Consider the following 22,914-nt stretch of genomic DNA (forward strand, 5'->3'; position numbering starts at 1 on the left):
TCCGCCCGGGTTTTCGCCGAGTCACTCCCACATCCGCCCACTGCCCGTCAGAACCCTTGCGATCAAAGGGCTGTAACGCGCCGCAAGCATTCACCCGACTTTCGGACCGGGTGGCCTTTGCCCGTTTTTATCCGCAGGCGATAATGCGACGCATTGCCAACTCTTTGCATTCGGGCGCCGCAACCTTCAGGGGCCTTCGAGCGGTAGTCACTGCGTCCGAGTCCGGACGATCAACAGTCAACCGACACTCAGGAGCATCATGTCCCTCCCTCTGACCCGCCGGATCGCCCGTGCAGCGCTGCTCGTCGCAGCGGGAGCGGCAGCCGGGGTCGGTGCGGCCGGTTCCGCCAGCGCGGCGCCCGCCGGGCTGCCGGCCACCCCGAACCTCGGCGGTCTGACCGCCCTGGACACGGCGAACGTCGACGCGGTCACGAAGGCCGTGCCGACGACGGCCGGCGGTGACGTCCTCGGCGACACCGCGAAGACCGCGACGAAGGGCGGCCTGCCGACGGACGCGCTCCCGACGAAGGGGCTGCCGGGCGCCGGCCAGCTGCCCCTCCAGGGCCTGCCGCTGGGCTGACCCGAGCGCGGTGACCAGGTGATGGCGGAGGGGCCCGGGGATCTTCCCCGGGCCCCTCCGTCGTACAGCGGCAAGGGCCGTCTACAGGCGCGCGACCGCCGCCGCGACCCGCTCGTCCGTCGCCGTCAGGGCCACTCGGACGAAGGTCTCGCCCGCCGTGCCGTAGAAGTCGCCCGGTGCGACCAGGATGCCCAGGTCGGCGAGGTGGGCGACGGTGTCCCAGCAGGACTCCCCGCGGGTGGCCCACAGGTAGAGGCTGGCCTCGCTGTGCTCGATACGGAAGCCGTGGCGCACGAGGGCCTCGCGCAGGGCCGTACGGCGGGCCATGTACCGCTCGCGCTGCTCGGCCACGTGTGTGTCGTCGCCGAGGGCGGCCACGACCGCCGCCTGGGTGGGCGCCGAGGTCATCATGCCGCCGTGCTTGCGGATCTGGAGGAGCGGGCCGAGGACCTCCGGGTCACCGGCGAGGAAGGCCGCCCGGTAGCCGGCGAGGTTGGAGCGCTTGGAGAGGGAGTGGACGGACACGATCCCCTCGTACGAGCCGCCGCAGACGTCCGGGTGCAGTACGGAGACCGGGTCGGCCTCCCAGCCCAGTTCGATGTAGCACTCGTCGGAGAAGATCAGCACGCCGTGCTCGCGGGCCCAGGCGACCGTCCGGGTCAGCTCCTCCTTGCTCAGCACCCGGCCCGTGGGGTTCGAGGGCGAGTTGAGCCAGAGCAGCTTGAGGTTGGTCGGGTCCAGCTCCGTCGGGTCGTCGTAGACCTCGTACTCGGCGCGGGCCAGGCGGGCGCCCACCTCGTACGTCGGGTACGCGAGACGCGGGTAGGCGACCTTGTCGCCCGGGCCCAGGCCCAGCTGGGTCGGGAGCCAGGCGACCAGTTCCTTCGAGCCGACGATCGGCAGGACGTGTCGGTGGGTGATGTCCCGGGCGCCGAGGCGGCGCTCGACCCAGCCGGTGAGCGCGTCGCGCAGCTCGGGCGTGCCCCAGACGGTCGGGTAGCCCGGCGAGTCGGCCGCCGCGACCAGCGCTTTCTGGATCAGCTCGGGGACCGGGTCGACCGGGGTGCCGACCGACAGGTCGACGATGCCGTCCGGGTGCGCGGCGGCCGTCTTCTTGTACGGCTCCAGCTTGTCCCAGGGGAAGGTGGGGAGGCGGTCGGAGACTGCGGAGGACACGATTACTGGCTCACTTTCGTACGTACGGCAAACGCCTCGGTCCCGTACGGCGGTCATGATCAAGGTGATCAGGCCGTACGGGACCGAGGCGGCGCGGGCTCTGCGGGCCGCCGTCAGCCGTTCTGCGGCGGCAGCGCGGCGATGAAGGAGTGATCGCGCTCGATCAGTCCCAGCTTGCTGGCGCCGCCGGGCGAGCCGAGTTCGTCGAAGAACTCGACGTTCGCCTTGTAGTAGTCCTTCCACTCCTCCGGAGTGTCGTCCTCGTAGAAGATCGCCTCGACCGGGCAGACCGGCTCACAGGCACCACAGTCGACGCATTCGTCCGGGTGGATGTACAAGGACCGGGAGCCCTCGTAGATGCAGTCGACCGGGCACTCCTCGATGCACGCCTTGTCCTTGACGTCGACACAAGGCTGCGCGATGACGTAGGTCACGCTGTCGTTCCTCCTCGATAGGGCGCTGGCGAGCCGTCTTCAGGCTCCGCCACCTGGCGCGCGGGAGCGCGGCGTCGTCGATGCCCGCACCTAGTATCTCCGTTCTTAGGCATGATCCATACAGGAGGGGTGAACTGACCTGTGGAAATCTCTGCTCTCGGCCGCCTCGAGGTCCGTATCACCGCTGCTGACGTGGGCAAACGTGTCTCCGTTCGACGGCTGAACGAAGAAGCCACCGATAGTGAGAAGTTCACCGACACGGTGGGTGTTCTCACATCATGGGACGAAGTCGCGGGTGTGCTTCTGATCACACGGCGCGATGGCGAGCGCGTCCGCATCGCGGCGGCATCCCTGGTCGCGGGCAAAGTGGTCCCGGCGACCCCCGCCCGCCGGCGCGGTCCCGCCGCCTCGTACGAGGAGCTGGCGCGGGTCTCCGCGCGGTCCTGGCAGCCGGTGGAGAGCGAGCGTCTCGGTGAGTGGGAGCTGCGGGCGGCTTCCGGGTTCACGCGGCGCGCCAATTCCGTGCTGCCGCTCGGCGACCCCGGCCTGCCGCTCGACGAGGCGCTGACCGCCGTACGCCGCTGGTACGCCGATCGCGGCCTCCCCGCGTACGTCCAGACCGCGACCGGCGCCGAGGGTACGCAGGAGCTGCTGTGCGCGGAGCTGGAGGAGCGCGGGTGGACGCGTGAGGTGACGGCCGAGCTGTGGGTCGGGGGGCTGGCGCCCGTCGCCGACCGGGGGGACCCGGACGGGGTCGTGCTGTCGCGGGAGGCCGACGAGGCGTGGCTCGCCCGGTATCACCGCAAGGGTGTGAGTGAGGTGGCGCTCTCGGTCCTGCGGAGCGGGCCGTCGGTGTGGTTCGCGACCGTGCCGGGGGGTGCGGGCGAGCCGCCGGCCGCCATCGGGCGGTGTGTCGTGGACGGGCGGTGGGCCGGGTTCGGGGCGGTCGAGGTGGACCCCGGGCGGAGGCGGCAGGGGCTGGCCACGGCTGTCATGGCCGCGTTGGCCGGGCGGGCACTGGAGGAAGGGGCGTCGGCCGCCTGGCTCCAGGTGGAGGCGGACAACGCGGGGGCGCGGGCGCTGTACGCCGGGACGGGATTCGGAGCGCATCACTCCTACCACCACTATCGATCGGTGTGAGAGGGCACGGGCCTGGTATGCGTTTCCCTCATCCCCCGCCGTATCCCCCGGGACCCGAACGGTCCACCGAGTTGCGCAGGCTCTTCGCCGACGAGGCCCGGTCCGAACGGCCCGATCTGACGACGCTGTGCCTGCTGATGGGCGGGGTCGCGGACCGGGCGCTGGACGAGGCCGGTGTCGACGCCGTCCAGATGGAACTCGACCGGCTGGCCGGGCAGTTGCCGTTCCGGCCGGGCGGTCCGCGCTCCTGGGCGACGGCCCTGCACGAGCTGTTGGGCGAGCGTCTCGGCTTCCGGGGCAGCCCGGCCGACTATCAGCGGCTGGAGTCCTCGCTGCTGCACGAAGTGGTGGTACGGCGGCGGGGGTTGCCGATCCTGCTGTCCGTGCTGTGGATGGAGGTCGCGCGGCGGGCGGGGGCGCCGGTGTACGGGGTCGCGCTGCCCGGGCACTTCGTCGTGGGCTTCGGGCCCGTCGACCAGCAGGTGCTGGCCGATCCCTTCGACGGGGGGCGGGTGTTGAGCGGGGGCGACGCGGAGCTGCTGGTGGCCGGGGCGACCGGGGAGGCGCTGGATCCGTCGATGCTGGTGCCGGCGGATCCGTTGGATGTGGTGCTGCGAGTACTGAACAACATTCGGGCGTGGGCGGCGGCGCGGCCGGAGCGGTCGGAAGTGTCGTTGTGGGCGGTGGAGTTGGCGCTGCTGCTGCCTTCGCATCCGGCTCGGCTGCGGTACGAGCGGGCTCAGTTGCTGGTAGGGCGGGGGGAGTTCTTGATGGGGGCGGCTGAACTGGAGGGATACGCAGAGGTTGTCGAGGCGATCGACGAGGCGGGGGCCGAGCGGGTACGAGGACAGGCTCGAGCGGCTCGGGCCCGCTTGAACTGAGGTAGCGGTCGCGGTTCCGGCCCGAGTGCGAGTGCGGGCCCGGTGGGGGCTGGCCGCGCAGTTCCCCGCGCCCCTAGGGGGTTGCCCGCGGCCCTGATTTGGAAGCCGAGGCGCATTCCCGCGGGCCTAGGCCGTTGCCCACAACCCTCGTCGGAAACCCACCCGCACCCCTGCGCCCCTAGGGGGTTCCCCGCGACCCTCGCTGGAAGCCGGGCCGCATCCCCTCGCCCCTAGGGTTTGCCCGCAGCCTTCGTCGGAAACCGACCGCACCCCTGCGGGCCCAGGTGGTAGCCCACGCCCCTCGTCGGAAGCCGGGCCGCATCCCCGCGGGCCTAGGGGGTTCCCCGCGACCCTCGTCGGAAGCCGGGCCGCCTCCTCGTGGGCCTCGGTGGGTGTAGCGGGATCGGTCGGTGGCGGGGAATCCGGGGGCGGAACGGCGCCCCGATAGGGGCGCGGGGAACTGCGCGGCCAGCCCCCACCGGGCCCGCAGCGATCCTCGAAGCTCAGCCGCCCCCCCTACAGCCACCCCTTCTCCCTCGCGATCCGTACCGCTTCCGTTCTGTTTCTGGCCGTCAGTTTTTGGATCGCCGTGGACAAGTAGTTCCGAACCGTCCCCTGGGACAAATGCAGAGTCGCCGCCAACTCGGCGTTCGTCGCACCGTTCGCCGCCGCGCGCAACACCTCTCGTTCGCGGTCCGTCAGCGGATTGGCGCCGTCCGCCAACGCCGCTGCCGCCAACGTCGGGTCGATGACCCGCTCCCCCGCCAGCACCTTGCGTACCGCTTCCGCCAGTTGGGCGGCCGGGGCGTCCTTGACCAGGAAGGCGTCGGCGCCGGATTCCATCGCGGCGCGGAGATAGCCGGGGCGGCCGAAGGTCGTGAGGACGACCAGCTTCAGGGACGGGAACTCCCTGTGGAGCTGGGCCGCCGCCTCGATGCCCGTGGCGCCCTGCATCTCGATGTCCAGGAGGGCCACGTCCAGGTCGGCGTGGGTCCGGGCGGCGGCCAACACCTCGTCGCCGCGTGCCACTTGGGCGACGACCTCGATGTCGGGCTCAAGACCGAGCAGCGCGGCCAGCGCCTCGCGGACCATCGACTGGTCCTCCGCCAACAGGACCTTGATCATGCGGCTCATGGACCGGATCCTACGTCCGTGGGAGACGGAGACAGGTTCGCCGGGACCCTTGCCACCAGGCGGAAGCCCTGTCTCGTACGGGCCGTCTCCAGGGAGCCGCCCGTCTTCTCCAGGCGTTCCGCGAGGCCCGTCAGGCCGTTGCCCGGGGTGCCGGGTGAGCCGTCGCCCTTGCCGTTGTCCTCGACCGAGAGTTCGAGGACCGGACCCTCCAGGGTCTGCCTGCTCAGCACCTCCACCGTGCAGCGCCGGGCCCCGCTGTGCCGTACGACGTTCGTCACCGCCTCGCGCAGCGCCCAGGCGAGGGCGGACTGCGCCTCCTCGTCGATGTCGGTCTCCGCGGCACTCACCGGCAGGTCGGCCGTGATGCCCGCCGCCGTCAACGCGACCTTCGCACCCGCCAGTTCACCGGCCAGGCGGGGACGCCGGTAGCCGCTCACCGCCTCGCGTACGTCCACCAGGGCCTGCCGGCTCACCTTCTCGATGTCGGCCACCTGGAGGGCCGCCTTCTCGGGGTGGGCGGGGAGCATCCGGCCCGCCAGCTCGCTCTTGAGCGTGATCAGCGACAACGAATGCCCGAGCAGGTCGTGCAGGTCCCTCGCCAGGCGCAGACGCTCCTCGTTCGCCGCCAGCTGGGCGACCGTGGCCCGGGCCTCGCGCAACTCGATCGTCGTACGCACGAGTTGACGTACGCCCATCATGGCGCCGCCTCCGAGCAGGGCCGGGATGAGGAGCCCGGCCAGGTAGGAGTGGCCGCCGGGGACCGCCAGGGCGACCGCCGTCATCAGGGCCGACACCGCCACGATCGCCCAGCGGGCCATGCGCGTCGGCAGGGCGGCGCCGGACGCGGTGGACACGTACACGAACAGGACCAGCCACTCGCGGCCCAGGGTGAGGGACAGGAGGGTCGACTGGGCCGCGAGGACCGCCAGGGAGCCAATGACCAGGCGGTTCGTCTCGCCGCGGCCCGTGCGGAAGACCATGGCCACATACCAGGCCACGAACACCACCAGGCCCAGCCAGCCGAGGAGCCGTACGCCCGTGCTGTGGCCGCCGTGCAGGAGGTCGCTGACCGGTGCGCTCAGGTAGACGAGCCAGATGCCGATCCACAGGGACTTCACGACCCGCTGTCTGCGGGTCGTGGGGCGCTGTCCGATGCCGACGCTGCTCACGCCTTCAGCGTGTCCTTCCGGTACAGCCAGGCCGCGCCGCCCGCGAAGAGGACGAACGAGACGGCCAGGATCGCCACGTCCTTCGCCTGCGGGGCGTCGCCCAGCTCTATGGACTGTCCCAGGGCAGCGTACGCGTGCGTGGGCAGCCACTTCGCGATGTCCTGCAACCAGTCGGGGAAGCTCGTCGTGGGCATCCAGAGGCCGCCGAGCATGGACAGGCCGAAGTAGACGATCATCGTGATCGGACGGACCGCGTCCCCGCTCGCCAGATAGCCGAGGGCGACTCCCAGGGCCGCGAAGACCAGGCTGCCCACCCAGATCGTCCCGGTGAGCGCCAGCCACTTCCAGGCGTCCAGGTGGACGTCCTTCACCGCCGCCGCGACGACGAAGACGACCACGATCGACGGGAGGCTGATCACGGCCGCGCTCGCCGTCTTGGCGAGGACATAGCCGCGGCCGGGGAGGGTGGTCAGGCGCAGCTGCCTCACCCAGCCGCTCTCGCGCTCCTTGGCGATGCGCTCGCTGTTGCCCATCAGGACGGCGGTCAGGGCGCCGAAGGAGGCCATGGCGACCATGTAGAAGGTCGGGAGGGTCAATTCCGTGCCCGTCACCTTCGTGGTGCTGTCCGCGCTGCCCGCTATCAGGAGGAACAGCGCCGACGGGTAGATCACCGAGAAGAAGAGGAACTTGCGGTTGCGCAGGGCCCGGGTGATTTCGAGGCGGATGAGGTCGTTCATGAGGTGCGCGCCTCCTCGGCTGCCGCGGTGAGGGTGACGAACGCCTGCTCCAGGCCCAGGCCGGCCACTTCGAGGTTGCGGGGGTAGAGGCCGAGGCCGTACAGGGCGTGGACGGTCGCGTCGGCGTCGGAGGACTGGATGCGGACCGTCTGGCCCGATACATCGAGGGAGGTGAGGAAGGGCAGGCTCCGGAGCGCCGCTTCCTCCGCCGGGCTCTCCGCCACGAACTCCAGGTCGAAGGAGATCCTGCGGGCGCCCGCCTTCGCCTTGATCTCGGCGGCCGTGCCGTCGGCCAGCAGGCGGCCCCGGTGCAGGACGAGGACGCGGTCCGCAATCGCGTCCGCCTCCTCCAGGTAGTGGGTGGCGAACAGGACCGTACGGCCCTGGTCCGCCTGCTCGCGCATGGTCGCCCAGAAGGACTGGCGGGCGGTGACGTCCATGCCGGTCGTGGGCTCGTCCAGGACGATCAGGGCGCTGTCCCCGGCCGTGGCGAGCGCGAACCGGACGCGCTGCTCCTGGCCGCCGGACAGCTTGTTGACCTTGCGGTCGGCGAACTGGGTGATCCCGGCCCGGGAGAGAACCTCGCCGACCGGGAAGGGGCGGGGGTGCAGAGCGCAGGCGAGCGTGACCAGTTCACGGACGGTGACCTCGTCCATCAGGCCGCCGCTCTGGAGCATGGCGCCGACGTGCCCGCCGACGATGGCGTCCCGGGGGCTGCGGCCGAGGACACGGACCGTACCGCTGTCGGGCTGCTTGAGACCGAGAAGCAGATCGAGGGTGGTCGACTTGCCGGCCCCGTTGGGGCCCAGCAGGGCCACGGTCTCACCGGCCCGAAGGGTGAGCGCCAGCCCGTCGACGGCTCGTACCTCGCCATAGCTCTTGGTGACCTGGTCGAACGCGACCACTGGGGTGGTTTCCATGGGGTCCATGGCATCCATCGTGGCTGCGGGGCCGGTCCGCCCGGCAGTGCCGACGGTCCTGACTCCCGGATGACAGATGTCATTCCCCGCGCCCGAAGGGGCGCGGGGAACTGCGCGACAAGCCCCCACCGACCCGCGGCCAAAAACCCGCGTAACCGGCGGAGCCCTCAGCTCGGGTCGGTCTCGATGACGCCGACCCGGTTGGTCGTACTGACCAACGCGGGACGCATCGCGCCGATCACGTCCTCGACAGTCACCGGCGTCTTGTTGCCGTTGCCACGAGCGATCAGAACCTGATCGAACGTACCCCCGTACAACTCCTTCAGCGCGGCCTTGTCGTACGACTCGACGAGCTTGCCGTTGAGCGGCTTCACCTGGAGGAACTTCCACAGGGAGTTCTGCGGGCTGAACTCCACCTCCGGCACGCCGCTGCCGACACGGACGATGACGTTGGCGGACATCGCCGGCGTGGCGAACGCCTTCATCATGCGGTCGACCTCGGCGTTCGAGATCGTCGGTTCCTGCGTCTTGGTGGGGACCTGGACCGGCGTGCTCGTGCCGCTCTCCACCTGGCTGCGGTAGGCGTTCTCGACGGACTCGGCGGCAGCGGCGGCGTCGATGCCCTTGCCCGCCTTGCCGTAGACGGCGACGGCCTTGCCCGACTCGAACCTGATCGTGCCGTCGCTGGCCGAACCGGATCCGCCGGCCACCCGCTGGAGCGCGGCGGTCAGCTTCTCCTCGTCGACCGGCATGACGGGCTCGACGACCCGCTGCTGGCCGAAGAGCGAGCCGATCACCGACACCGGGTTGTAGTCGCTGACGGCGGCGGCCCGGACCGTGGCCTGGGTGTCGAACTGGAGTCCGGCCTGGTCCGGCTTCAGCTCGACCGTCTTGCCGTCGACGGACAGCTTCAGGGCCTGGGTCATCCGTTTGTCGAAGGCGTCGTCGAGCTTCTTGACGGCGTCGTCGCGAGTGCCGCCGCCGATGTCGACGCCGAACACGGTGGTGCCCTTGGGCACGTCGGAGTGGTTCATCAGCAGCCCGGCGCCGTACACGGCCCCGGCGATGAAGAAGACGGCGACGATGAGCAGCGTCAGCTTGCTGCGGCCCTTCTTCTTCGCCTTCTTGCCCTTGGGCGCGGCAGCGGCGGGCGTGCTCGGCGACACCGGCTCGGGCAGCTTCGGCGGGGTGTGCGGAAGCGGGCCGTCGGCGTGCGGGCCCGGCCCGAACGGGGAGTTCCGGTCGGCCGGGACGACGGGCATGCCGCTGGTGAGGGTGGAACTGGAGACGTTGTCCACGGAGCCGCCGTAGCCGCCGTATCCGTCTGCGCCCGGTTCGGGGGCCTGCTTCTGCGGGGTGAGGATCGCGGTGTCGTCGCTGAGGCCGCCGCCGAGGCGTCCCGTGCCGGAGACACCGGGGGCGCCGGACGGGCCGCCGCCGACGGGCGGGACGACCGGGCCGTCGCCGGTGACGGGACCACCGGTCGGGCCCGCGGGGCCGCGTCCGCGCGGGCCGCCGGGACCACCGGGTCCGAAGCCGTTCTGGCCGTTCGGACCGTTGGGGCCGCCGAAGTCGGCCTGGGCGGCACCGAAGTCGCCGAAGTCGTTGGGCGCCGTGAAGTCGTTCTGGGCGGCGAAGTCGTGCTGGGGCCCGAAGCCACCGGCCTGACCGTTGGAACCGCCGACCTGGCCGTTGGGGCCGCCACCCTGAGTGCCACGCCCGTCTTGCCCGTTCTGCCCGCCCTGCCCGTTCTCCGCGAAGTACGGCAGGTCGTCGCGGCGCGGCTCGCCACGGCCGTCGGCCGCCCGAGGACCGGCCCCGGGGCCGCCAGGCTCACGGGGGCCGCCGGCCGGCGGGTAGGGGGACGTGCTCAGCGGGCCCGTCCCGGCCGCCAGCGCGGACACGTCGAAGGAACCGGTGCCGCCGCCGTGCCCCGGCGCCACGGGACCGGCGCCGGTCGCACCGGGGAGCCCGGCACCCTTCGTACCGCCACCGGCCGCGCGTGGGCCGCCCGCGTTGCCCGCGGCGCCCATGACACCCAGACCGGGGCGCGAAGACCCCGTGGGACTACCGCCGTTGGGCCCACCGGGACGGGAAGCGCCCGCCGGACCGCTGCCGTTGGGACCGCCCGGACGAGCGCCACCGGGCGCGGGACCCGAACCACCGGGCAGACCGGCGCCGTTGCTCGCGCCGCCGCCCGGACCGCCCTTGGGCGCACCGGACTTGCGCGGCGCGAACCAGTCGCTGGTCTTCTCCCCGGCCTGGGCCGGGGCGTCGGCGGACGGCGCGGCGGCGCCGTTGGACGCGACGGCGCCCGACGCTCTGCCGTCGCCCCCTGTCGTCCCCGGCCGCGCGTGGGACCCGGTCTCCTCGGAGGACGAGTACGACGGGGACTCGGCGTCCGCGACGGGCGTCCGGACGACGACCGGCGGAATGGGCCGGGATCCGGGGATGTTGATCCGGATCCGGGTCGTCAGCGTGGTCTCGGTCTTGGGCCCGTCGGGCTCCGCGGCCGAACGGCCCGCGTCCGTACCGCCGTCGGACGCCATGGGCGTGCCGTACGGCGGTGTCCCCGAGGGGTAGGCGGCACCCCCGCGCCCGTTGGGCCCGGAGGACGGACTGTCAGTTTCACGACTCAAGGCAGGTTCTCCCGGTTGGCTCCGCCGCCCGACGCGACCTCACGCGGGCAGCTCGGCGGCGCGCACCACCATACTGGCCACTCCTGGCGCGTATCCCACGACCGCCGGGGAAACCATCACGGGACCCCCACGCGGTTGCGGCGGCGAAGTAGTACGTCACTTGCCAAGTCGGACGGCGGAGCCGTCCGGTTGCCGCCCCTGACCGAGGGTGGCGCACATCACAGCGACAGCCATCCCTCCGAGGAGGAAGAGGTACGAGCCGACTCCCGCGGCGAACAGGAAGTCCCCCTCCGGACGGCTCGCGGTGAGCAGGATGACGGAGACCATCCACCCGGCCGCCGGCGCGACCGCCCCGGCGCGACTCCCCAGGGCACGCGCCCCGCCGAGGAACAACCCGGCCGCTCCACCGAGGGCGAGCAGCAGCCCACCCGGGAACCAGGCGGCCTGCACAAGCCCGCCCGCGGCCCCTACCACGGCCCCGAGGACGAAGAGCCCCAGACAGGCCACCGAACGGCCGAGAGAGGGCCCGACAAGCGGCTGAGCCAACAGACTCCCACCGCCCGCCACCCCGGTTGCCGCCTTCCCGCGCGCTCCGCCCGCGGGTGACTTCCCGTTCGCACTCATCGCGCACCACCCTCCGCAGTCACGGCGATCCCGTCGAACAGATCGGTCTCACGCACAGAAGTACGCTCACCACCCCCACCGCGCTCACCACGCACCAACTCGTAGTACTCATCGGTGAAGAGCGGCTGGGCCTGCTGGTTGGAGAGGGCGAACCAGGGCTCGGCCACCTCGATCTGGGTGGCGTGGGCACGCATGGCGGCGGCCTTGGCGGAGGCGTAGGCGGTGCCGTCGATGAAGGTGGTGATGCGCTCGTCGCCCACGACCCCCGGTACGTCGTCGACGGCACCGGCCTTGGGGAACGGCAACCCGGGCAGCGCCTCCCGCAACCGCGCGAAGCCCTCCTCGGCGACCGGCCGGGGCACGCGGTTCCAGTAGACCTTGGGAACGCTCCAGCCGGCCTCGTCGGCCAGCTCCACGGCGCGCGTGGCGACGCGGTGGGCCTGGATGTGATCGGGGTGCCCGTACCCCCCGTCAGGGTCGTACGTCACCACAACCTGGGGCCGGACTTCGAGGATCACCTCGACGAGGTACCCGGCGGCCTCGTCGAGATCCGCCTGCCAGAAACAACCAGCATCGTCGTTGTCGGCAAGCCCCATCATCCCGGAGTCCCCGAACCGCCCGACTCCGCCGAGCAACCGGTGATCGTCAACACCGAGGGCACGCATGGCAGCGCCCAGCTCCCCGAGCCGGTACTCCCCCAGCTCGGCGCCACCAAGATGGGCAAGCTCGGGCGGAATGACCTCACCACGCTCACCGAGAGTGCAGGTGACCAGCGTCACCAGGGCGCCCTCGGCCGCATACCTGGCCATGGTCGCGCCATTGTTGATCGACTCGTCGTCCGGATGCGCATGCACCAGAAGCAGACGCCGGTCGGGCAGTTCCGTCATGGGGCCACCCTACGAGGCCCGGGGGATCGACCTGCGGCGCCCTCCTAGGAGTCCCCGTCCCGATAGCGCGGCAGGCCGGTCGTCGAGATCGTCCAGTCGGCGATGGTGACGTCCTCGCCGTAGACGAAGTCCTTGCGGGTGGCGTAGCGGGGGCCGCCGGGGGTGGGATGGATGTCGGTGAGGACGGCGCCGGTGCCGGTGCGGGGGTCGAAGATCGCGTAGACCGGGATGCCGATCAGGGGGTAGTCGCGCATCTTGGTGACCCAGTCGTTCTCGGGGTTGGACTTGGAGACCACTTCGATGGCGGCGATGACCGTACGGGGATCGATGGAGCCCTCGACGTTCAGATCGGTCCACGCGATCACCATGACGTCGGGGTGGCGCATGATGCCCTCGGGTTCGTCCTCCACATCGGGCGTGCCGCTGTGGGCCAGCAACTCGTCCGGCATGGACTTCTCCAAACGGCGGCTGACGTGCGCTGCCGTCACCTCGTGGGGCCCTCCCGGCGACATCATGTCGTGCACGATCCCTTCCTTGGTGATCTCGAACTTCCCGGGGAGGGTGTCGTCCATCGACTGAACGAAGTCCCGCATGGTCCGGTACAGGCGGGAGGCGCCCTGTCGCGCGTCGTCCGGGGCGATGGTCATGGCGCTCGCTCCTCGTCGTCTGTGCCCGGGGGCAAGGATCGTCGCTTTCATGCTAGGCGGCCTCCATGGAGATCGGATCGGCAGTCACGGCAGCGACCGGGGTCGGGCGCGCGGAAGGCGCGCTCACAGCCGTCGCAGGTCTGGAGCGGGTGCCGTACGTCCGGGGGCGTGGCCGGTGCGCGGAAGGGCGGCGGAGGCGGTAGCTGGGTGGTGGGCCAGGAGGGCGGCCGGGCGGCGCAGTCCCTCGGGTGGGAGGTCTCTGGTCAGCGCGTGCCGTACGGCGCCGGCGCTGACGTCGCGCTCCAGCCGGGCGGCGACACCGGGGCCAGTGGCGGACTGCCCCCGTTCGGGCTCGGCCCCGGTACCGCTGTCGGCGTGGCCCTCGGTGCGGCGTCCGGGCTGATCGCAGGAGACCGTGCGGGTGACGATGTGGCCGCTGGAGGTGCGTTCGCGGGGCCTGCGCAGGTAGCCGTGCGCCTCCAGTTCACGCAGGGCAGCGGCGATATGGTCCGGGCCCTCCGGAAACTTCCTGGCGAGGGTCTTGATGTCGACGCGGGCACCGGTGGGCAGCGACTGGATGTGCACGGCCAGCCCGATGGCGAGCAGCGACAGTTCGCGGCGCTGGGCGAGATGGTTGCCGATCACCGTGAAGCAAGCGGTGTGACGAGCGTTGTCGTGGACGACGCCGGAGACTCCCGAATCGGGCCGCCGGGGAGAGTCGCGCGAGTCAGTTTGCGCGGCGGGCGGGAGGGGTGGGGCTTGGTGAGGGTCCTCTCCCCCAGATGTTCCTTGGGAAAGGGCGCCGGTCGCACCGGGACCCAGGGGGCCAGGATCCGGGGCTGGACCACGTTCCGGTACGAGGCATCCGTCGTTGCCTACGGTCGTACTACGCTGACCGATTCACAAGGCGGGCTGGAAGAAACGACATGATGACATCGGACGATGGCGCTCCCCTGGTCGAGGACTTCGTGTGCCGGTTCGACTTTCGGCCCGGATGGATCGACCTGACGCTCAAGGAGGGCAAGAAGGCCGAAGCCGAGGTGCTGGCCAGGGAAGTTGTCGACACGCTCTCTCCCCTGGCGCTGGAGATCGAGAAGAGCGCGGTCTACGACGACCTGGTCGAGCGGGCCGTGGACCTGAACGACGACATCCCGGTCCTAGCGGCGGCGTACTACACCGAGAACGGCGAGGCCCTCGCCAATCTCATGGTCGACTCCTACGGCGACGAGGGTGTCGCCCGTCCCAACCGGGAAGAGGTCCAGCCGCTGCTCCTGGAGTGGGGGAACGCCAAGCCCAAGGGTGAGCCGCAGGTGACATATCTGGAGCTGCCTGCCGGGCCGGCCGTGCGTGTGCAGTCGAGGCTTGAGGTGAAGCGCATGTTCGGGTTCGGGCGGAAGTCGGCCGAATTCATCAAGTTTGCCGTCTTCCCGCCCGGAATGGAGAGTCTCATCGTCGTGACGGTGACGTGGGAGACGGTCGCCCGCGCGGAGGAGATCACGGCGCTGGTCGACGAGGCGGTCCGGACTCTGCGGATCACCCCGCTCGTCCCAGGCGAGACCGAGTGAAGACGCTCCGCCGGTAGCGGGACAGGGCTCCGGTCACACACCTTCCGGAGCCCTCCGGGACGTCAGAACTTGAGGTCGCCGATCATGCCCGCGATGCTTGTCGTCAGGTCGCTGATCGTCGGGGCGAAGGTCGACGAGGCCATGTAGAACCCCAGGAGCATGCACACGACCGCATGGCCTCCCTTGAGTCCTGACTTCTTGATCAGCAAGAAGACGATGATCGCCAGCAGCACGACCGCCGAAATCGAGAGTGCCACGGCGGCTCACCTCCAAGGGGCCCAGGGACGCGGGGGGTCGGACTATGGGGGCAGTAAATCCATACAGTGGCCAGCAGGTTCATACCCACTTGCCGCCAGTGATCATAACTATTCGTCCGCGCGCATCGGTCGGCGCACGGCCGCACAAGGGGGCGCATGGCCAATATGGTCGGGGCATGACGACCGAGCCTGTCTCCTTCCCCCGCCGGCACGCCCGCACCCAGCGATTCACCCTCGGCGCACCCCGCGCGTTCACCGTGGCGCCCGACGGTTCACGGGTCGCCTACCTGCGGTCATCCTCCGGTACGGACCGGGCCAACAAGCTGTGGGTGCTTGACCTCCCCGAGGGTACGGAGCGGGTCGCCGCCGACCCGTTCGCCCTCCTCGGCGGGGCCGACGAGGAGCTGTCCGCCGAGGAGCGGGCGCGCCGGGAGCGGAGTCGTGAGGGGGGTGCCGGGATCGTCTCCTACGCCACCGACTCCGCCGTCGAACTGGCCGCCTTCGCCTTGTCCGGGCGGCTTTTCGTGGCCGAGCTGCAAGCCGGGACCGTCCGGGAGATCCGAGACCCGGGATCCGTCATCGATCCCCGACCCTCCCCCGACGGACGGCTCGTCGCGTACGTCGTGGACGGCGCCCTGCGCCTCGCCGACCTGGCCGATGCGACGGGCGAGCAGGTCCGTACGCTCGCCGAGCCCGAGTCGGAGACCGTGACCTACGGGCTCGCCGAGTTCATCGCGGCCGAGGAAATGGCCCGTTCGCGCGGCTTCTGGTGGTCCCCGGAGTCCGACCGGCTGCTGGTCGCGCGGGCCGACGACGCGCCCGTGGACCGCTGGTGGATCTCCGATCCGGCACATCCGGAACGCGAGCCGCAGCGGGTCGCGTATCCGGCGGCGGGCACTCCGAACGCCGAGGTGCGGCTCTTCGTACTCAGCCTTGAGGGCGTGCGTACGGAGGTTGTGTGGGACCGGGTCCGCTATCCGTATTTGGCGCGTGTGCACTGGTCAGCGGCGGGTGCGCCGCTGGTTCTCGTGCAGTCGCGGGACCAGCGCGGGCAGCTCTTCCTTGCGGTGGACCCGGACACGGGGGCGACCCGGATGGTGCACGCGGAGGAAGATCCACATTGGCTTGATCTTTTCCCTGGCGTGCCGTGCTGGAGCCCCTCCGGACAGCTCGTGCGCATCGCCGACGAGGGTGGCGCGCGCGTGCTCGCCGTCGGCGAACGGCCGCTCACCGGGGCGCAGTTGCACGTACGGGCGGTGCTGGACGTCTCCGCCGACGACGTGCTCGTGTCGGCGTCGGCCGGGGAGGAGGCCGCCGGTACCGAGATCGGCGAAGTGCACGTCTATCGAGTGAACGAACTCGGACTGGAGCGCGTCTCGCAAGAGCCCGGCGTGCACTCGGCGGTTCGCGCCGGGGGCGTGACCGTGCTCGTCTCGGCGGTGCCGGACCGGCCGGGGGCCCAGGTACAGGTGCTGCGCGACGGGAAGCGTGCGGCAACCATCACCTCGTACGCCGAAGATCCCGGTTTGTCCCCGCGCATCACCCTGACCCAGGGGGGCGCACGCCGAATTCCATGCGCCCTGCTTATGCCGAACGACTACGACGGGGTCACTCCCCTCCCTGTCCTCATGGACCCCTACGGCGGTCCGCACGGCCCCCGAGTGGTGGCCGCGCACAACGCCCACCTCACCTCGCAGTGGTTCGCCGACCAGGGTTTCGCGGTGGTCGTGGCCGACGGGCGAGGGACTCCGGGGCGCTCGCCGGCCTGGGAGAAGGCCGTCCACGGGGACTTCACGGTCTCGCTGGACGATCAGATCGAGGCCCTGCACGACCTCGCCGAGCGCCACCCGCTCGACCTCTCCCGGGTGGCCGTCCGGGGCTGGTCGTACGGCGGTTGGCTCGCGGGTCTTGCCGTGCTGCGGCGGCCCGACGTCTTCCACGCGGGCATCGCGGGCGCCCCGGTGACGGACTGGCGGCTGTACGACACGCACTACACGGAGCGGTATCTCGGCGACCCGGGCGCGGCCCCGGAGGCGTACGCCAACAGCTCCCTCGTGACGGACGACGGGCTGTCCGCTCCCGCCGAGCCGCACCGGCCGCTGATGGTCGTGCACGGCACCGCCGACGACAACGTCGTATTCGCCCACGCCCTGCGGCTGTCCTCGGCCCTGCTGGCCGCCGGCCGCCCGCACGAGGTGCTCCCGCTGTCGGGCGTCACCCACATGACCCCGCAGGAACAGATCGCGGAGAACCTGCTGCTGCTTCAGGTGGACTTCCTGAAGCGGGCGTTGAGGCTTGCCTAGGCCTCGTCCAGGCACGGCAACGGGCCGGGGCTACATGGCGAGCCCCGGCCCGTTTACGGCACCCGCACGGCCGTACGTTCCTCAGAGTGGCTTGTCCATATATCGAGATCGGGTCGGCCAAGTTGCCTGCGTGTTAACGCGGTTCGTGTGTATTTATCCTGCTATTTCAGCCCGTCTCCATGATCGTCCGCAGCGCCTGCCTGCGGCGCCTCCGTCGGCACCACGTGCTTCTCCTCCGCGAAGTGGCACGCCGAGTCATGCGCCGCCGGCCCCGTCGTCAGCCGGAACTCCGCAGGAACCGCCAGCAGTGGCACCTCCAGCTCGCACCGTTCCTGGGCCTTCCAGCAGCGGGTGCGGAAGCGGCAGCCGGAGGGGATGTTCGTCGGGGAGGGCACGTCACCGGTGAGGATGATCCGCTCCCGGTGCTCGCGGGCCTCGGGGTCGGGGACGGGCACCGCGGAGAGGAGTGCCTGCGTGTAGGGGTGCGTCGGGTGGTCGTAGATCTCGGCGTCCCGGCCGGTCTCCACGATCCGCCCGAGATACATGACCCCCACCCGGTCGGAGATGTGCCGCACGATCGACAGATCGTGCGCGATGAAGATGTACGCGAGCCCGAACTCGCTCTGGAGACGGTCCATCAGGTTGATCACCTGTGCCTGCACCGACACGTCGAGCGCCGACACCGGTTCGTCGGCGACGATGATCTCGGGGCGCAGCGCCAACCCCCGTGCGATACCGATGCGCTGGCGCTGGCCGCCGGAGAACTGGTGCGGATAGCGGTTGATGTACTCGGGGTTGAGGCCGACCACGTCCAGCAGGTCCTGGACCTTCTGCCGCCGGTCCCCCTTGGGCGCGACCTCGGGGTGGATCTCGTAGGGCTCCCCGATGATGTCGCCGACCGTCATCCGGGGGTTGAGGGAGGTGTACGGGTCCTGGAAGACCATCTGGATGTTCCGGCGTACGGCCTTCAGCGCGCGGCCCGACATCTTGGTGATGTCCTCGCCCTTGTACAGAATCGTCCCGGCCGTCGGCTTCTCCAGGTTGACCAGCATCTTGGCGACCGTCGACTTGCCGCAACCCGACTCCCCCACGATGCCCAGGGTTTCGCCCGCGCCGAGCGCGAAGTCGACGCCGTCGACGGCCCGGACCGCGCCGACCTGCTTCTTGAAGAGGATGCCCTGGGTGAGCGGGTAGTGCTTGACGAGCCCGGTCACCTCGAGAATCGCGTCAGGCATCGAGCGTCTCCCTCCAGAAGAAGCAGGCGCTTCTGCGGTCCTCGTCGACCTCGGCGAGCGGCGGTACGTCCGTGCGGCAGATGTCCTGGGCCATCGGGCAGCGCGGGTTGAAGGCGCAGCCCGGCGGGATGTTCATCAGGTTCGGCGGGAGGCCCTTGATGGCGTACAGCTCGCGGCCCTTCTGGTCGAGGCGCGGGATCGACTCCAACAGGCCCTTGGTGTACGGGTGTGCGGGCGCCTTGTAGATGTCGTGGACCGGCGCGGACTCGACGATGCGGCCCGCGTACATCACGGCGATCTTGTCGGCGACGTCCGCGACGACCCCGAGGTCGTGCGTGATGAGGATCAGGCCCATGTTCAGTTCGCGCTGCAACTCCGCGAGCAGGTCCATGACTTGGGCCTGGACGGTCACGTCGAGGGCCGTCGTCGGTTCGTCGGCGATGATCAGATCCGGTTCCAGGGCCAGCGCCATGGCGATCATGATGCGCTGGCGCATGCCTCCGGAGAACTGGTGCGGATAGTCCCGTACGCGCTGGGCGGCACCCGGGATGCGGACCCGTTCCATCAGCTCGACTGCCTTGGTACGGGCGTCCTTTCGGGACATTCCGCGGTGCACGGTGAACATCTCGCCGAGCTGGTCGCCCACGCTGAGCACCGGGTTGAGGGACGACAGCGCGTCCTGGAAGATCATCGCCATCTGGGCGCCCCGGACCTTGCGGCGCTCCTCCTCCTTGAAGGTGAGCAGGTCCTGGCCCTGGAACAGGATTTCGCCGCCGGTGATCCTTCCCGGCGGGATGTCGAGGATGCCCATGACCGCCTGGGCGGTGACCGACTTGCCGGAGCCCGACTCTCCGAGCACGGCCAGCGTCTCGCCCGCGTCCACGCTGTAGGTGACGCCGTTGACGGCCTTGGCGACCCCGTCCCGGGTTCTGAACTCCACGTGCAGGTCGCGTACTTCGAGGAGCATGGCGCCGGTCACCTCAGCTTCGGGTCGAGGGCGTCGCGCACCGCGTCGCCGAGCATGATGAACGCGAGGACGGTGACCGCGAGCGCTCCGGATGGCCAGAGGAGGGCGTGCGGGGCGTTGCGGATGTACGGGGAGGCCGCGCTGATGTCGATGCCCCAGGAGACGGTGGGGGGCTTCAGGCCGACGCCCAGGTAGGACAGGGTGGCCTCCAGGGCGATGTACGTACCGAGTGCGATGGTCGCCACGACGATCACCGGGGCCACCGCGTTGGGCGTGATGTGCCGTAGCAGCATGCGGGAGTTGGAGGCGCCGAGGGCGCGGGCTGCCTGGACGTAGTCGTTCTGTTTGGCGGTGATGACCGAGCCGCGGGCGATCCGGGAGATCTGCGGCCAGCCGAGCAGCACCATGAACCCGATGACCGGCCACACCGTCGAGCTGGTCACCACGGAGAGCAGGACGAGGCCGCCGAGGACGACGGGGATCGCGAAGAAGACGTCGGTGATGCGGGACAGGACCGAGTCCCCGGCCCCGCCGAAGAACCCGGCGAGCCCGCCGAGGACGGACCCGAGGATCGCGACCCCGAGCGTGGCGCAGACGCCGACCGTGACGGACGTACGGGCGCCGTAGACCGTGCGCGTGTAGACGTCGCAGCCCTGGCCGTCGAATCCGAAGGGATGGCCCGGCTCCGAGCCCTTCTGGGCGTTGGCGAGGTCGCACTTGAGGGGGTTTCCGGAGGCGATCGACGAGGGCCAGATGGAGATGACGACCAGAAAGAGGATGACCAGCCCGGCGATGATGAAGACGGGGTTGCGGCGCAGGTCGTGCCAGGCGTCCGACCAGAGGCTGCGGGGCTTGTCGGACGGGCCGCCGCCGTTGTCCGGGCGCTTCTCCAGCGTCTCCGCCTCGCTCATCGCGAGGTCCATGGCGCCGCCCATGCCGGTCGCCGCCATGGCACCCTCGGATGCGCCGGTGGCGTCCGTGGACTGGGGTTCAGGCATAGCGGATCCTCGGGTCGAGTACGGCGTACAGGAGGTCGACGAGCAGGTTGGCGACCAGGAAGACGAGGACGAGGACGGTCACGAAGCCGACGACCGTCTGGGTGTTCTGGCGGAGGATGCCCTGGTAGAGCTGGTAGCCGACGCCGTGGATGTTGAAGATCCGCTCGGTGACGATCGCCCCGCCCATCAGCGCGCCGATGTCCGTGCCGATGAAGGTGACCACGGGGATCAGGGAGTTGCGGAGCAGGTGACGGGTGATCACCCGGTGCCTGGGCAGGCCCTTGGCGACCGCTGTACGGACGTAGTCGGAGCGTCTGTTCTCCGCGATCGAGGTGCGGGTCAGACGGGTCACGTAGGCCAGTGAGACCGAGGCCAGGACCAGGCCCGGGACGATCAGTTCGTCGAAGTTGGCGTCCGTCGACACCGACGGTTTGATCCAGCCCCACTCGACGCCCAGCAGGAGCTGGAGCAGCAGGCCGGTGACGAAGGTCGGGACCGAGATGACGACCAGGGTGCCCAGGAGGACGCCCGTGTCGACCGGCTTGCCCCGGCGCAGGCCGGTCACCACGCCCAGGGTGATGCCGATGACGATCTCGAAGAAGATCGCCACGATCGTGAGCCGGATGGTGACGGGGAACGCCGTCGACATCAGCTCGGTGACCTCCTGGCCGTTGAAGGCGGTGCCGAAGTCGCCGGTGAAGACGTTGCCCATGTAGGTCAGGTATTGCTGCCAGACGGGCTTGTCGAGGCCGAACTCCTTGCGGAGCTGGGCGGACGTGGCCGGGTCGCACTGCCGGTCGCCGCAGAGGCCCGCGATGGGGTCGCCCATCACGTTCACCATCAGGAAGATCAGCAGGGTGGCGCCGATGAAGACCGGGATCATCTGAAGCAGACGCCGGATCACGTACCGTCCCATGAGGGCTCCGGAGGTAGTGGGGGCGGGCGCTCGGGGAGACCCGCCCCACGCGGCTCAGCTGACCTTGATCTCGCTGTACACGGGCAGGCTGAACGGGTTCAGGGCCACGTTCGAGAGGCGTTCCGAGTAGCCGGCGCTGCCGTTCTGGTACCAGAGCGGGATGGCGCCCATGTCGTCCCGCAGGACCTCCTCGGCCTGCTGGAAGAGTCCGACGGCCTTGGCCTGGTCGGTCTCGGCGTTGGCCTGGTTGACGAGCTTGTCGAACTCCTTGTTGGTCCACTTGCCGTCGTTGGAGGAGGCGTTGGTGTAGTAGAGCGGCTGGAGGAAGTTCTGGATCAGCGGGTAGTCCATCTGCCAGCCCGCGCGGAACGGGCCCGACATCTTGGACTGGGTGATCTGGTTGCGGAAGTCGGCGAAGGTGCCGACGGGGTTGCCGACGCAGGCCTTGTCGTTGTCGAGCGCGTTGTTGACGCTGTTGCAGACCGCGTCGACCCACTGCTTGTGCGAGCCGGTGTCCGCGTTGTACGAGATCTTGACCTGGCCGCCGGGGAAGCCGCCGCCCTCCTCGATGAGCTTCTTGGCCTCCTCGGGGTCGTACTCGCAGGCGTCGCCGCACAGGCCTGCCTTGTAGCCGCCCTCCTCGCCGAGGACGGGTGAGGTCCAGTCGGTGGCGGGGGTGCGGGTCTTCTGGAAGATCGTGTCGGTGATCTGCTCGCGGTTGATCGCGCGGGAGAGACCGGTGCGGACCTTTTCCATGCCGGGCTTGTCCCAGTCCTTGTCGTAGAACGGGAAGGCGAGGGTCTGGATGATGCCGGCGGGCGTGTTGATGTACCGGTCGCCGAGGTCGGCCTTGACGTTCGCGAGCTGGGAGGCGGGCACGTCGTCGACGAGGTCGAGGTTGCCGGCCATCAGGTCGGTGTAGGCGGTGTTGTTGTCGGTGTAGACCTTGAGGTCGACCCCGCCGTTCTGCGCCTTGTCGGTGCCCGAGTAGGCGTCCCACTTGCGCAGGGACATCTGGGAGCCCTTGGTGTACGACTGGATCGTGTAGGGGCCGTTGCCGACGGGCTTGCTCAGCCAGGCCGAGTGGTCCGTGAAGAAGGACTGGGGCAGCGGCGAGAAGGCCGAGTAGCCGAGGGTGTCGGGGAACGTCGAGAACTTCTGGTTGAGCTTGACGGTGAACGTGTTGGTGCCGGTCACCTTGAGCCCGGAGAGGGTCTCGGCGGTCTGCTTGCTGCCGTCCTCGGGGTGGACCTTGTCGTAGCCGTCGATGTAGCCGAAGAAGTAGGCGTTCTTCTGGTTGTTCTTCAGGCTGGCGCCGTAGTTCCAGGCGTCGACGAACGACTTGGCGGTGACGGCCTCGCCGTTGCTGAACTTCCAGCCGTCCTTGATGGTGACGGTGAAGTTCTGCGAGTCGGTCGTCTCGATGCTCTCGGCCAGCATGTCGTTGGCCTTGCCGGTCTTGGCGTCGTACCGCTTCAGTCCGCGGAACACCATGTCGAGAACCTTGCCGCCCTGCACCTCGTTGGTGTTGGCGGGCTCCAGCGGGTTCTGCGGGTCGCCCCAGGAGGAGCTGAGCACTCCGGAACCGTCAGCGCTGCCACTGCCGCCGCTGTCGCTGTCGTCGCCCCCGCAGGCGGTCGCCGCGAGGGCCACCGCCACCGCGCATGCGGCCCATCGGACGTGCGTGGCTCCACGCATGGAGTGC

General features: G+C 70.1%; 21 protein-coding genes and 1 pseudogene. 5 read left to right on the forward strand and 17 right to left on the reverse strand.

The window, feature by feature from the left end; genetic code table 11:
* Nucleotides 1–259 precede the first annotated feature (259 nt).
* A complete protein-coding gene (locus OG787_RS15430) occupies nucleotides 260–580 on the forward strand; it encodes an ATP-binding protein (RefSeq protein WP_235475031.1) in 321 nt (106 codons plus the stop codon).
* Between the two features lie 81 nt (nucleotides 581–661).
* On the opposite strand, the gene OG787_RS15435 is transcribed toward OG787_RS15430, so the two are convergent.
* A complete protein-coding gene (locus tag OG787_RS15435; RefSeq protein ID WP_369034908.1) occupies nucleotides 662–1,756 on the reverse strand; it encodes a bifunctional succinyldiaminopimelate transaminase/glutamate-prephenate aminotransferase in 1,095 nt (364 codons plus the stop codon).
* Between the two features lie 113 nt (nucleotides 1,757–1,869).
* A complete protein-coding gene (gene fdxA, locus OG787_RS15440) occupies nucleotides 1,870–2,190 on the reverse strand; it encodes a ferredoxin (RefSeq protein ID WP_369034909.1) in 321 nt (106 codons plus the stop codon).
* A gap of 141 nt (nucleotides 2,191–2,331) precedes the next feature.
* On the opposite strand from fdxA, the gene OG787_RS15445 reads away from it, so the two are divergent.
* Entirely contained in the window at nucleotides 2,332–3,330 is a 999-nt protein-coding gene (locus OG787_RS15445; protein ID WP_369034910.1) for a GNAT family N-acetyltransferase, read from the forward strand.
* Between the two features lie 17 nt (nucleotides 3,331–3,347).
* A complete protein-coding gene (locus OG787_RS15450) occupies nucleotides 3,348–4,211 on the forward strand; it encodes a transglutaminase-like domain-containing protein (RefSeq protein WP_369034911.1) in 864 nt (287 codons plus the stop codon).
* A 516-nt stretch (nucleotides 4,212–4,727) separates the two neighbouring features.
* Here the strand turns inward: OG787_RS15450 and OG787_RS15455 are convergent.
* From OG787_RS15455 to OG787_RS15495, 9 genes and pseudogenes are all read right to left on the reverse strand, one after another.
* Complete coding sequence (locus tag OG787_RS15455) at nucleotides 4,728–5,345, reverse strand: DNA-binding response regulator (protein ID WP_405535505.1); 618 nt, start codon at nucleotides 5,343–5,345, stop codon at nucleotides 4,728–4,730.
* Nucleotides 5,342–6,514, reverse strand: coding sequence for a sensor histidine kinase (locus tag OG787_RS15460; protein WP_369034913.1), 1,173 nt, complete (start codon nucleotides 6,512–6,514; stop codon nucleotides 5,342–5,344). Before OG787_RS15460 ends, OG787_RS15455 begins: the two co-directional genes overlap by 4 nt.
* Nucleotides 6,511–7,251 (reverse strand): ABC transporter permease, encoded by a 741-nt coding sequence (locus OG787_RS15465; protein WP_369034914.1) that lies wholly within the window; start codon nucleotides 7,249–7,251, stop codon nucleotides 6,511–6,513. The genes OG787_RS15460 and OG787_RS15465 overlap by 4 nt, the downstream gene beginning before the upstream one ends.
* Nucleotides 7,248–8,180, reverse strand: a complete 933-nt coding sequence (locus tag OG787_RS15470) for an ABC transporter ATP-binding protein (protein WP_405535506.1) — start codon at nucleotides 8,178–8,180, stop codon at nucleotides 7,248–7,250. The genes OG787_RS15465 and OG787_RS15470 overlap by 4 nt, the downstream gene beginning before the upstream one ends.
* A gap of 158 nt (nucleotides 8,181–8,338) precedes the next feature.
* Nucleotides 8,339–10,810 carry a hypothetical protein gene (locus tag OG787_RS15475; protein WP_369034916.1) on the reverse strand — a complete coding sequence of 824 codons (2,472 nt, stop codon included), beginning with the start codon at nucleotides 10,808–10,810 and terminating at the stop codon, nucleotides 8,339–8,341.
* Nucleotides 10,811–10,966: 156 nt separating this feature from the next.
* Nucleotides 10,967–11,434 (reverse strand): DUF6113 family protein, encoded by a 468-nt coding sequence (locus OG787_RS15480; RefSeq protein WP_405535507.1) that lies wholly within the window; start codon nucleotides 11,432–11,434, stop codon nucleotides 10,967–10,969.
* Nucleotides 11,431–12,321, reverse strand: coding sequence for an N-acetyl-1-D-myo-inositol-2-amino-2-deoxy-alpha-D-glucopyranoside deacetylase (gene mshB / locus OG787_RS15485; protein WP_369034917.1), 891 nt, complete (start codon nucleotides 12,319–12,321; stop codon nucleotides 11,431–11,433). Before mshB ends, OG787_RS15480 begins: the two co-directional genes overlap by 4 nt.
* Before the next feature lie 44 nt (nucleotides 12,322–12,365).
* Nucleotides 12,366–12,968: a Uma2 family endonuclease gene (locus tag OG787_RS15490; protein ID WP_405535508.1), complete on the reverse strand. Its 603-nt coding sequence runs from the start codon at nucleotides 12,966–12,968 to the stop codon at nucleotides 12,366–12,368.
* A 47-nt stretch (nucleotides 12,969–13,015) separates the two neighbouring features.
* Nucleotides 13,016–13,790: pseudogene (locus tag OG787_RS15495) on the reverse strand (helix-turn-helix domain-containing protein).
* Between the two features lie 107 nt (nucleotides 13,791–13,897).
* Between OG787_RS15495 and OG787_RS15500 the strand changes: the two are divergent.
* Nucleotides 13,898–14,533 carry a hypothetical protein gene (locus OG787_RS15500; RefSeq protein ID WP_405535509.1) on the forward strand — a complete coding sequence of 212 codons (636 nt, stop codon included), beginning with the start codon at nucleotides 13,898–13,900 and terminating at the stop codon, nucleotides 14,531–14,533.
* A gap of 62 nt (nucleotides 14,534–14,595) precedes the next feature.
* On the opposite strand, the gene OG787_RS15505 is transcribed toward OG787_RS15500, so the two are convergent.
* Entirely contained in the window at nucleotides 14,596–14,790 is a 195-nt protein-coding gene (locus tag OG787_RS15505; RefSeq protein WP_006375723.1) for a hypothetical protein, read from the reverse strand.
* 176 nt (nucleotides 14,791–14,966) lie between these two features.
* On the opposite strand from OG787_RS15505, the gene OG787_RS15510 reads away from it, so the two are divergent.
* On the forward strand, nucleotides 14,967–17,093 hold the full coding sequence (locus OG787_RS15510) for a prolyl oligopeptidase family serine peptidase (protein ID WP_405535510.1): 2,127 nt from the start codon (nucleotides 14,967–14,969) through the stop codon (nucleotides 17,091–17,093).
* Between the two features lie 161 nt (nucleotides 17,094–17,254).
* On the opposite strand, the gene OG787_RS15515 is transcribed toward OG787_RS15510, so the two are convergent.
* Genes OG787_RS15515 through OG787_RS15535 form a run of 5 tightly spaced genes read right to left on the reverse strand, consistent with a single transcriptional unit; the run spans nucleotide 17,255 to nucleotide 22,907 of the window.
* Entirely contained in the window at nucleotides 17,255–18,328 is a 1,074-nt protein-coding gene (locus OG787_RS15515) for an ABC transporter ATP-binding protein (protein ID WP_369034921.1), read from the reverse strand.
* Complete coding sequence (locus tag OG787_RS15520; RefSeq protein WP_369034922.1) at nucleotides 18,321–19,295, reverse strand: ABC transporter ATP-binding protein; 975 nt, start codon at nucleotides 19,293–19,295, stop codon at nucleotides 18,321–18,323. Before OG787_RS15520 ends, OG787_RS15515 begins: the two co-directional genes overlap by 8 nt.
* An 8-nt stretch (nucleotides 19,296–19,303) precedes the next feature.
* Nucleotides 19,304–20,293 carry an ABC transporter permease gene (locus OG787_RS15525; protein ID WP_369034923.1) on the reverse strand — a complete coding sequence of 330 codons (990 nt, stop codon included), beginning with the start codon at nucleotides 20,291–20,293 and terminating at the stop codon, nucleotides 19,304–19,306.
* Nucleotides 20,286–21,209: an ABC transporter permease gene (locus OG787_RS15530; protein WP_369034924.1), complete on the reverse strand. Its 924-nt coding sequence runs from the start codon at nucleotides 21,207–21,209 to the stop codon at nucleotides 20,286–20,288. The genes OG787_RS15525 and OG787_RS15530 overlap by 8 nt, the downstream gene beginning before the upstream one ends.
* A 54-nt stretch (nucleotides 21,210–21,263) precedes the next feature.
* A complete protein-coding gene (locus OG787_RS15535) occupies nucleotides 21,264–22,907 on the reverse strand; it encodes an ABC transporter substrate-binding protein (RefSeq protein ID WP_369034925.1) in 1,644 nt (547 codons plus the stop codon).
* Between the last annotated feature and the right edge of the window lie 7 nt (nucleotides 22,908–22,914).

Source organism: Streptomyces sp. NBC_00075 (assembly GCF_045041225.1).
Classification (GTDB): domain Bacteria; phylum Actinomycetota; class Actinomycetes; order Streptomycetales; family Streptomycetaceae; genus Streptomyces; species Streptomyces adonidis.

Excerpts from the sequence above, each read along its gene's own strand:
- OG787_RS15430 (WP_235475031.1), top strand. The coding sequence starts at position 260 with ATGTCCCTCCCTCTGACCCGCCGGATCGCCCGTGCAGCGCTGCTCGTC.
- OG787_RS15450 (WP_369034911.1), top strand. The coding sequence starts at position 3,348 with ATGCGTTTCCCTCATCCCCCGCCGTATCCCCCGGGACCCGAACGGTCC.
- OG787_RS15455 (WP_405535505.1), bottom strand. The coding sequence starts at position 5,345 with ATGAGCCGCATGATCAAGGTCCTGTTGGCGGAGGACCAGTCGATGGTC.
- OG787_RS15465 (WP_369034914.1), bottom strand. The coding sequence starts at position 7,251 with ATGAACGACCTCATCCGCCTCGAAATCACCCGGGCCCTGCGCAACCGC.
- OG787_RS15470 (WP_405535506.1), bottom strand. The coding sequence starts at position 8,180 with ATGGACCCCATGGAAACCACCCCAGTGGTCGCGTTCGACCAGGTCACC.
- OG787_RS15480 (WP_405535507.1), bottom strand. The coding sequence starts at position 11,434 with ATGAGTGCGAACGGGAAGTCACCCGCGGGCGGAGCGCGCGGGAAGGCG.
- mshB (WP_369034917.1), bottom strand. The coding sequence starts at position 12,321 with ATGACGGAACTGCCCGACCGGCGTCTGCTTCTGGTGCATGCGCATCCG.
- OG787_RS15490 (WP_405535508.1), bottom strand. The coding sequence starts at position 12,968 with ATGACCATCGCCCCGGACGACGCGCGACAGGGCGCCTCCCGCCTGTAC.
- OG787_RS15500 (WP_405535509.1), top strand. The coding sequence starts at position 13,898 with ATGACATCGGACGATGGCGCTCCCCTGGTCGAGGACTTCGTGTGCCGG.
- OG787_RS15510 (WP_405535510.1), top strand. The coding sequence starts at position 14,967 with ATGACGACCGAGCCTGTCTCCTTCCCCCGCCGGCACGCCCGCACCCAG.
- OG787_RS15515 (WP_369034921.1), bottom strand. The coding sequence starts at position 18,328 with ATGCCTGACGCGATTCTCGAGGTGACCGGGCTCGTCAAGCACTACCCG.
- OG787_RS15520 (WP_369034922.1), bottom strand. The coding sequence starts at position 19,295 with ATGCTCCTCGAAGTACGCGACCTGCACGTGGAGTTCAGAACCCGGGAC.
- OG787_RS15525 (WP_369034923.1), bottom strand. The coding sequence starts at position 20,293 with ATGCCTGAACCCCAGTCCACGGACGCCACCGGCGCATCCGAGGGTGCC.
- OG787_RS15530 (WP_369034924.1), bottom strand. The coding sequence starts at position 21,209 with ATGGGACGGTACGTGATCCGGCGTCTGCTTCAGATGATCCCGGTCTTC.
- OG787_RS15535 (WP_369034925.1), bottom strand. The coding sequence starts at position 22,907 with ATGCGTGGAGCCACGCACGTCCGATGGGCCGCATGCGCGGTGGCGGTG.